At 64.3% G+C, this 9456-nt stretch carries 8 protein-coding genes; 3 read left to right on the top strand and 5 right to left on the bottom strand.

What is annotated here, in order from left to right:
• Positions 1–109: 109 nt before the first annotated feature.
• Entirely contained in the window at positions 110–2722 is a 2613-nt protein-coding gene (locus AAFX91_RS34960) for a TIGR02302 family protein (protein ID WP_282530246.1), read from the bottom strand.
• A gap of 257 nt (positions 2723–2979) precedes the next feature.
• Between AAFX91_RS34960 and AAFX91_RS34955 the strand changes: the two genes are divergently transcribed.
• On the top strand, positions 2980–3360 hold the full coding sequence (locus tag AAFX91_RS34955; protein ID WP_282530245.1) for a carboxymuconolactone decarboxylase family protein: 381 nt from the start codon (positions 2980–2982) through the stop codon (positions 3358–3360).
• A 196-nt stretch (positions 3361–3556) separates the two neighbouring features.
• Positions 3557–4465 carry an NAD(P)-dependent oxidoreductase gene (locus AAFX91_RS34950; RefSeq protein WP_282530244.1) on the top strand — a complete coding sequence of 303 codons (909 nt, stop codon included), beginning with the start codon at positions 3557–3559 and terminating at the stop codon, positions 4463–4465.
• Positions 4466–4810: 345 nt separating this feature from the next.
• Here the strand turns inward: AAFX91_RS34950 and AAFX91_RS34945 are convergent, their stop codons facing one another.
• The 4 genes from AAFX91_RS34945 to argH form a co-directional block, all read right to left on the bottom strand.
• Entirely contained in the window at positions 4811–5038 is a 228-nt protein-coding gene (locus AAFX91_RS34945; protein ID WP_130582602.1) for a hypothetical protein, read from the bottom strand.
• Between the two features lie 414 nt (positions 5039–5452).
• The gene (gene lysA / locus AAFX91_RS34940) at positions 5453–6718 is read right to left on the bottom strand and encodes a diaminopimelate decarboxylase (protein WP_394569584.1); all 1266 of its coding nucleotides are present in this window, start codon (positions 6716–6718) and stop codon (positions 5453–5455) included.
• A 7-nt stretch (positions 6719–6725) separates the two neighbouring features.
• Positions 6726–6998: a lipoprotein gene (locus AAFX91_RS34935; RefSeq protein ID WP_282530242.1), complete on the bottom strand. Its 273-nt coding sequence runs from the start codon at positions 6996–6998 to the stop codon at positions 6726–6728.
• Positions 6999–7090: 92 nt separating this feature from the next.
• A complete protein-coding gene (gene argH / locus AAFX91_RS34930) occupies positions 7091–8488 on the bottom strand; it encodes an argininosuccinate lyase (RefSeq protein ID WP_394569583.1) in 1398 nt (465 codons plus the stop codon).
• 120 nt (positions 8489–8608) lie between these two features.
• Between argH and AAFX91_RS34925 the strand changes: the two genes are divergently transcribed.
• Positions 8609–9286 carry a TlpA disulfide reductase family protein gene (locus AAFX91_RS34925; protein WP_130582598.1) on the top strand — a complete coding sequence of 226 codons (678 nt, stop codon included), beginning with the start codon at positions 8609–8611 and terminating at the stop codon, positions 9284–9286.
• Positions 9287–9456 lie beyond the last annotated feature (170 nt).

Raw genomic sequence — 9456 nt, 5'->3', positions numbered from 1 at the left:
CGTCATCAGGCTGGATAGAGGACTTCCACCTCCAAGCTGTCGTTCATACTCGGCACACCGCTATGGATTGCTTCGCTTCGCTCGCAATGACGGTGGAGGCCGAGCTGCCTCAGTAATCCTTCAGCAGGCGCTCGATGTAGTCGAGTTCGAGCTGCGGTCGCGCCGGGTCCGCGAGGCGGCGGCGGAGTTCTTCCAGGATTCGCCTGACGCGCTGCACGTCGATCTCGCCGGGGATCTTGACGGTGTAGTCGTCGCCGAACTCGCGGCCGTGCAGGGGGCGCCCGAGCGGATCGGTCTGGTTGCCGCCGCTCTGCTGCCTGCCGACGCGGTTGCCGGGGCCGTCGCCAGCCTGCTCGCCCTCACCCTGCTGCATCGCCTCGGCGAGGCTCTGCGCGCCCTTGCGCAGCGCATCCAGCGCGCGGCCCTGCGAGTCCACCGCACCGTCGGCATTGCCTTCGCCAAGCCGGCCGCTGGCATCGCCCATCGCGGAATCGGCCTGATCGAGCCCGTCCTCGCCGTCGCCCTGATCGCCCTCCTGGCCACCCTGACCTTGCTGACCTTGCTGGCCCTGCTGTCCTTGTTGGCCGCGCTGCCCCTTCTCGCCGCGCTGGCCGGGACCCATGCCGCGCTTGGCGAGCTCTTCCTGCAACTTCTGCAGCCGGTCGCGTAGCGCCTGCTGATCCTGCTGCAGGTCGCCCATGGACTGATCGCCCTGCTTGCCCCGCATGCGGTCGCGTCGCGAATCCTGGCCCTGCTTGAAGGTCTTGTCACGCAACTGCTGCTGCTTGCGGATCATGTCGCCAAGCTCGTTCAGCGCCTGCTCCATGTCGTTGTCGCCGCTCTGGCCGGGCTGCGCCATCTGCAGGTTCTCCAGCATCTGCTGGAGCTGATCGAGCAACTGCCTTGCCGCCTCCTTGTCGCCGGAGCGCGACAGCCGCTCCATGCGGTCGAGCATGTTCTTCAGGTCCTGCTGGCTCAGGACCTTGGCGTTGGGATCGAGCGGACGCGCCAATTGCTGCGGGTTGTTGCGGAACTGCTCGGCGAGTTGGCGCATGAAATTGTCGAGCGCCGCGCGCAGATTGTCGGTGAGCTTCTTGATCTCCTCGTCGCTCGCGCCACGCTCCAGCGCCTGCTTCAGCGCGTCCTGCGCCGCGCGCAGCGCCTTGTCGACGTCGGTGATGTTGCCGTCCTCGATGGTGACGGCAAGCGCCCACAGGCTGGCGACGACCTCGCGCAGCGCGTTGTCGGTATGGGCGGCCTCGAGCTGCCGCGCCACGCTGTGCAGGCCGAGATAGGTGCCGGCCTCGGGCGTGAACATTTCCGGCGCGATCAACAGCGCGTCCAGCGCGGCGTAGACATCGGCGTTCCTGTTGGCGTTGAGCGCGAGAATGCGGCGCTGCTCGATCAGCGCCCGCGCCAGCGGTTTCGTGAACAACCGCTCCGGCAGGCGCATGTTGAACGGTTCGCTCTTGGCCTCATTGCCGGCCTCGTCCTTTGCCGTCAGCGTCAGCGTCACATCCGCGCCGGCATAGGGGTCTTCGCTCAGATCCTTGACGGTCTGGCCGACGCCATTGCGGGTGCGCGCGTTCGGCAGCACGAGCGGGAATTGCGGCGGCTCGAACAGCGGCCGCACCTCTGCCGTCCTGGTCCCGGCCTGGGTTCCCGCTTGGCTCGGGTCCTTCGGTGCATCGCCCGGACGCGCGACGAATTGCGCGCGCGCTTCGGTGACGCCGTAATCGTCCTCGAGCCTGTAGGACAATTGCAGCGAGCCGCGCGCCTGGCGCTCCGGATCCTTGGCCAGGGCGATCGACGGCGGACGGTCAGGCGTTGCGGTAAAACGCCACAGCGGCTGGCCGGCCGGCGCGCGGACATGCGCGGTGCCGTCGCCTGCAATCTTGAAATGCCGCTCGTTGGTGCCCTTCGGCGCCTCCCCGCTCGGAGCGACCTCGGCCACGCCGCCACCGACCACGACATCGATATTGCCGCCGCTGGAACGCACCAAAAGCGTGCTGCCGGCGGGAACCGCCAATGGCCCGCTCTCGGCGGCAGCCGCTTCCCGGTTCGCCGATGACAGGATGATCGGCGGCTTGCCGGTATAGTTCGGCGGCGTCACCCAGGCATCGACCCGGATATTGGTCGGCGCCAGCACGCCATTCCAATCGAAGGCGGAGGCGAAACGGAGAGAACGTTCATCGCCCGCGGCGATATAGGCGGCGACCAGCATCACGATCACCAGCGCCCGCAGTGCCCAGGGATCGTGGATCGGAAGCCGCGGCGATGGCAGGCCGGCACGGATGCGCTTGAGCGAGGCCAGCGTGCGCTCGCGCTGTGCCTGCCACAGCGCCTGCGAGACCGGGTCCTGGCTCGAGAGCGTGTCGGTCAGCGCGGTCGCCGGACGATGGCGGATGCCGGTGCCGCGATCGAGCCGGCTCAAGCCCTCCTCGCGTGTCGGCCAGCGGAAGCGAACCAGCGGAAGCAGCGCGGCCAGCGCCAGCAGCGCGAACAGGCCTACGCCGGCCAGGCGTACCGCAAGCGGCAGCGCCAGCCAGAGTCCGGCCCAGGAAACCACCAGGAACAATCCGATGACGGTCAGAAACCGGGCCAGATGCGGCCACCCGCGCTCCCACGCGATCGCGTATTGTGCCCGCTGCAGGGCTTCGGTCAATTTTAGCCGCGCGACGGCGTTATGCTCGCGCGCGGGTTCAGTGGGGTCGCCGCTCAAGAAAATCTCCGGGTTGCCCGACAGGTCACCTTACCACAAGGGCGGCAATGAGGCACCCGTTCCGTTCCGGCAACCCACACGTGGAATTACGCATAACACGAAGGCGTGACTGCGCGTGAGCGACCCCGTAACGTCCTGCCACCACAACCCCAGATCATGATCCGAAATCGGACCGTGATTTCACCTTTTTGTCCGAGCATCGAAAACCGGATTCCGCTTTTCCGGATCATGCTCTCTGAACTGCATGAGGAAACGTCATGGACCAGAAGACGCACGACAAAGGCCTGGAAATCCGCAAGGCCGTGCTCGGCGAGGCCTATGTCTCCAACGCGCTGAAGAACGTCGACAGCTTCAACAAGCCATTCCAGGACCTGCTTAACGAATATTGCTGGGGCTCGGTATGGGGCCGCGAGGAATTGCCGCGCAAGACCCGCAGCATGCTCAACATCGCGATGATCTCGATCCTGAACCGGCCGCACGAATTGCGCGCGCATCTGAAGGGCGCGCTGACCAACGGCGTCACCCGCGACGAAATCCGCGAGATCCTGATGCAGGTCGCGATCTATGGCGGCATGCCCGCCGCCGTCGACAGTTTCCGTATCGCGCGCGAAGTGTTCGCCGAGATCGATAAGGCGTAGCGCCGTCGTCCCGGCCAAGCGAAGCGCGAGCCGGGGCCCATAACCACAGGCGGATGTGGTTGCGAAAACTGGGGCCACGGCCCGGCGCCACAACTTCTGCCTTGGGTTATGGGTCCGCCTTCGCGGGGACGACAGTGAGTGTGTGGCGCGCTGTTTCGCCGCAACGGCCCTCGCAAGCAACAACAAAGGAAACACCATGGAAATTGGATTCATCGGCCTCGGGAACATGGGTTTCCCGATGGCGCGCCGGCTGGTCGAGGCCGGGCATCAACTTACCGTGTTCGATACGCGCAAGGAGGCCGTCGAGCGACTGACCGCGCGCGGCGCGCTAGCCGCGTCCTCGCCCAAGGAGATCGCCGACCGGGTCGAGACCGTGATGGCGAGCCTGCCTTCGCTGCAGGCCTCGCTCGAGGTCGCGACCAGCGCCGGCGGCGTGATCGAGGGCAAGCGCGTCAAGCGCTTCGTCGATCTCTCAACCGTCGGCTCGCAAATGGCGGTACGCATCCACGGCCTGCTGGCGAAGCGCAACATCGTGCAGATCGACAGCCCCGTCAGCGGCGGTGTCGGCGGTGCCGAAAAAGGAACGCTGGCGGTGATGGTCTCCGGTCCGCGTGCGGACTACGAGGCGCTGAAGCCGGCGCTCGACGTGATCGGCAAAGTGTTCTTCATCGGCGAGAAGCCGGGCTCGGGGCAGACGATGAAGCTCGCCAATAATTTCCTGTCGGCGACTGCAATGGTTGCGACCTCGGAAGCGGTGGTGATGGGCGTGAAGTCCGGGCTCGATCCGGCCGTGATGATCGATGTCATCAATGCGGGCTCGGGCATGAATACGGCGAGCCGCGACAAGTTTCCGCGTTCGGTGCTGCCGCGCACGTTCGATTTCGGCTTCGCCACCGGCTTGATGGTGAAGGACGTGCGGCTGTGCGTGGAAGAGATGAAGTCGCTCGGCCTGTCGATGGAAGTCGCCGAAGCCGTCGGCCGCCTCTGGGAAACCGTGATCCGCGAGACGGGCCCGGAGTCCGACTTCACCTCCGCGATCAAGCCGATCGAGAAAGCGGCGGCCGTCGTGGTCGGTGGCGCAAAGGGCAGTCACGCGGCGAAGTGAGCCGTCGAAGCAAGATAGTGAGCCATCGAAGCAAGATGTCATCCCGGGGTAGCTGTCGTCCCGGGCTTGCGCGCCGCGGCGAAGCCTCTTGGCGAAGCCGGGACCCGGACCCATAACCACAGGGTTTAGTGACGTATGAATCTGCAACCGCTTGCTCGCACTAAAACACCATCCTGTGGTTATGGGACTCCCGCCTTCGCGGGGACGACACCGAGCAAGGTGACGCTCAGATCGAAAAATAAAGACCACTTTAGTCAAAAAGAAAGACCGCCTCGCGGCGGTCTTTGCGATTTCCACGAAGATGTTTTGTGTCGGTCGCTTTTGTGGCCCCTAACAGCGCAAGCGCTATTTCGAGTTGCGACGGCGCCTGACGTACCAATAGACGCCTGCAGCGACGAGGAAGGGAAGTCCTGCGCCCGCGAGCGGGCCGGGCGCGCCACGATACGTTCCCTGGCCGACATAGGTGTAGACCTGGTCGGGAGGGAAGAACAGCGTGGCCGTGAAATATACACCGGCGGGCACCGCCGCCGCCATCAAGAGGAAAATCGCGAGAACCCAGCCTGGCAATGACATTGTTGCTCCCCACACAGCCGTATTTGATAATATTAATCTCACTCGAATTTAAATACCTGTCAACGGAGATTTAATATTTAAATGGCAGGCATGCGAAAATGACGCAGGCATACGGGGCAAAAAGTGAAAATACTGCGCCGTCTCCGAGACTTATCAGTCGCACCGAGAGCCGGCGGACGCTGCTCCGCGGCTGTGAGATGGTGTGATCACTGTTCTGTTAAGGCAAAGCTGCGCAGGCTGTCCGTCAGGATCAAAAAACGGCTCCTCAAGCTTCCGCACTCCACCGGGAATTCGCCCGGGAGGCCTGGTTATTGAAAATTTCCGCTGTCGCGCGGATTTTCCGATCGTTAAGCTGAATTATACAAGCTGTTAAATCGCGACGAACGTTTAAATGAATTAATTCCCGATCGCCGCTCACAGCCACGGCGCGGGCTTGTCCATCGCGATCAGCGCCTCGACCTCGACGCGCGGGCGCACGACGGCATACTGATCGTCCTTGACCAGCACTTCCGGCACTAGGGGCCTGGTGTTGTAGCTGCCGGACTGCACCGCGCCATAGGCGCCGGCGGTCATGATGGCCAGGAGATCGCCGGGCTTGGGCTCGGGCAGCGAACGGTCGAGCGCGAGATAGTCGCCGCTTTCGCAGACCGGGCCGACCACGTCGGCAACCATCATGGACGCGTCTTTCTTGGCCTGCCGCACCGGCAGGATGTCGTGATGCGCTTCGTACAGCGTCGGCCGGATCAGGTCGTTCATCGCGGCATCGATGATGACGAAGTTCTTGGCATCGCCATGCTTCACATAGATCACGCGGGTGACCAGGATGCCGGCATTGCCGACGATCATCCGCCCCGGCTCGAACATCAAGGTACAGCCGAGGTTATGCGTCACGCGCTTGACCATCGCGGCATAGGCGTCCGGCGCCGGCGGCGCCTCGCGGTCCATGTAATAGGGAATGCCGAGGCCGCCGCCGAAATCGATATGCGAGATGTTGTGGCCGTCGGCGCGCAAGGTCTGGACGAATTCGGCAAGGATCCGGAACGCGGTCTCCATCTTGCTGAGATCGGTGATCTGGCTGCCGATATGCATGTCGGCCCCTCGCACCTCTATGCCCGGCAGCTTCGCGGCGCGGGCATAGACGTCTCTCGCACGGGAGATCGGGATGCCGAACTTGTTCTCGGACTTGCCGGTCGAGATCTTGGCATGCGTGCCGGCATCGACGTCGGGATTGACGCGCACCGAAATGCGCACGGTCTTACCCATCTCGGCCGCAAGGCGCGACAACAGCTCGAGCTCGGGCTCGGATTCGATGTTGATGCAGAGGATGTCGGCGGAAAGCGCGGCGCGCAGCTCGGCCTCGGTCTTGCCGACGCCGGAGAAGACGATCTTCGACGGCGGGATGCCGGCGGCGAGCGCCCGCTTCAATTCGCCACCCGAGACCACGTCGGCGCCGGCACCGAGCTTTGCCAAGGTGCGCAGGACCGATTGGTTGGAATTGGCCTTCATGGCGTAGCAGACGAGCACCTTCTCGCCGGCGAAGGCTTCGGTGAACACCCGGTAATGGCGCTCCAAGGTCGCAGTCGAATAGCAATAGAACGGCGTGCCCACGATCTCGGCAAGCTTGGACAGGTCAACCGCTTCGGCGTGCAGCACGCCGTCGCGATAGTCGAAATGATTCATGGCGCGCTCAGTCGAGAAGCGGATCGAGGACGAAGGATCGCTGGCGACCCTTGGCCGCGGCCGGCGGCGCATCCGTTCCGTAGTTCGGATTGAACAGGCTGGGCTCGGCTGCCCGCCGGGTCTCGGTATCGCCGTCCGGCGCGGCCGGCGTCTGCGCCGAGCTCGCGGTCGGCGGCAGGTCGAGCGGTCCCTTGCGTCCGCAGCCGCCAAGCGTCAGCGCGGCAACGCCGACAAGGATGAGAGCCCATCCCGACCGGGTCAGGCGGTGGTTACTGGTCACGACGAAATCCCCAATGCGGGCCGCACCATACAAACATTGATTTGCTCTGGCGAGCCCCCGGATAACCATGAGATTGCAGCGAAATTTGTCGTTCAGCCCAATTTTCGCTGTTTTTCCAGCCGCTTTGCCCAGGCCTTCGCCTGGGAAAGCACATTCATGGGCGCGGTGCCGCCGTAGCTGGTGCGGCTTTTCACCGATGATTCGACCGACAGCACTTTCAGCGCGTCGGCGATGATCTTCGGCTCGACCTCCTGCATCGCCTCTAGCGGCAGTTCGTGCAGGCCGACGCCCCGCTCCGAGGCCAGCGCCACGATGCGGCCGGTGACGTGATGGGCCTCGCGGAACGGCATTTTCAGGGTCCGCACCAGCCAGTCGGCGAGGTCGGTGGCGGTGGCATAGCCCTCGCCGGCCGCGGCTTTCATCCGCCCTTCGTCGGGCACGAGGTCTTCGACCATGCCGGTCATGGCGCGGATCGCGAGCGAGAGCGCGGCAAAGGCTTCCATCGCGCCTTGCTTGTCCTCCTGCATGTCCTTCTGATAGGCGAGCGGCAGGCCCTTCATCACGATCAGGAGCGCGGTGAGCGCACCGATCACCCGACCGGTCTTGGCGCGCACCAGTTCCGCCGCATCCGGATTGCGCTTCTGCGGCATGATCGAGGAGCCGGTGGTAAACTTGTCGCTGAGCCGCACCAGGCCAACCAGCGGCGAGGTCCAGACCACGATCTCCTCGGCGAAGCGCGACAGGTGCACGGCCGTGATCGCGGCGGCCGACAGGGTTTCCAGGACAAAATCGCGGTCGGAGACGGCATCGAGCGAATTTGCCATCGGGCGGTCGAAGCCGAGCGTTTTTGCCGTCGCGGCCCGGTCGATCGGGAACGAGGTGCCGGCGAGTGCGGCGGCGCCGAGCGGCGATTCGTTCAGCCGCTTGCGGGCGTCAGCGAAGCGGCCGCGGTCGCGCGCCGCCATCTCGACATAGGCGAGCAGATGATGCCCGAAGGTCACGGGCTGGGCGGTCTGCAGATGGGTGAAGCCCGGCATCACCGTCCCGGCATGTTCCAGCGCGCGCTCGACCAGCGCCTGCTGGAACGCGGCCAGCGCCGCATCGGTCTCGTCGATGGTGTCGCGGACATAGAGGCGGAAGTCGGTCGCGACCTGATCGTTGCGGGAGCGCGCGGTGTGCAGCCGGCCGGCGGCCGGGCCGATCAACTCCGACAGCCGGCTCTCGACGTTCATATGGATATCTTCGAGCGCGCGCTTGAAATCGAACGACCCCTTGTCGATTTCTGACAAAATCGTGTCTAGACCTTTGCCGATATTTTTCGCATCAGACGCGGTGATAATGCCTTGCGCAGCGAGCATCGCGGCGTGGGCCTTGGACGCGGCAATGTCCTGGGCATAAAGGTGACGATCGACGTCGATGGAGACGTTGATTTCCTCCATGATCGCGTCGGGACGTTCGGAGAACCGCCCGCCCCACATCTTGTTGCTCATGATTGCTTGCTCACGACTTCTTAAAACTTCAGGCCCGCCCTTGATCGCCCGACCGTCAAAACCGACCGGCCACCGGCGCGGGCCCTGCTTAGCCATATCTGACGCGGAATGACAAACGATATGCCCGAAACTCCCCCGTCCCGTGGCGCCGCGCGCCGGATCCCGCTCGTAATCGGCGCAGTGCTGGTCGGCGCGCTGATCGGCTATGCCGGCGTCTCCGGATTTGGCGGGCTGATGCGACGCGGCCCGGCCGGCGACCCGGCCTGCAGCAGCGCGGTCGATCTGGCGAAGAAGCTCACCCCGCTGGCGCAGGGCCAACTCGCCGCGCTGACGATGGCGACAAAACCCCTGCGGGTGCCGGACCTCGCCTTCGAGGACGCCGAGGGCAAGCCGAGGAAGCTGTCCGACTGGCGCGGCAAGACCGTGCTGGTGAACCTCTGGGCCACCTGGTGCGTGCCCTGCCGCAAGGAGATGCCGGCGCTGGACGCGCTGCAGGCCAGGCTCGGCAGCAAGGATTTCGAGGTGGTGGCGATCAACATCGACACCCGCGACTTCGACAAGCCGAAGAACTTCCTGAAAGACGCCAATCTGACCCGGCTCGGCTATTTCAGCGACGCGAAAGCCAAGGTTTTCCAAGATCTTAAGAGCATAGGCAAGGCACTTGGGATGCCGACCTCGATGCTGGTCGACGGCAACGGCTGCGAGATCGCGACCATCGCGGGGCCGGCCGAATGGGCGAGCGATGATGCGGTGAAGCTGATCACGGCCGCCGTGCAGCCGGCCGCGGCGGGGATTTAGAGCGTTTTCGAGCGAAGTGGATACCGGTTCGCGTGAAGAAAACGCGTCAAAAGAAGAATCTAGAGCCTCGGTTCTGATTGAATCAGAGCCGGGGCTCTAGGCCGTGTGGACTCTTGGGATTCTCAAATCAGATTGAACGTGATTCAAGGCTTTCTTTTAGGAGGAAGCCT

Origin of the sequence: Bradyrhizobium sp. 31Argb, assembly GCF_043638955.1 — a bacterium.
Taxonomy (GTDB): Bacteria; Pseudomonadota; Alphaproteobacteria; order Rhizobiales; family Xanthobacteraceae; genus Bradyrhizobium.
Note: the sequence above shows the minus strand (reverse complement) of the source record. Positions and strands in the feature narration are given on the sequence as shown.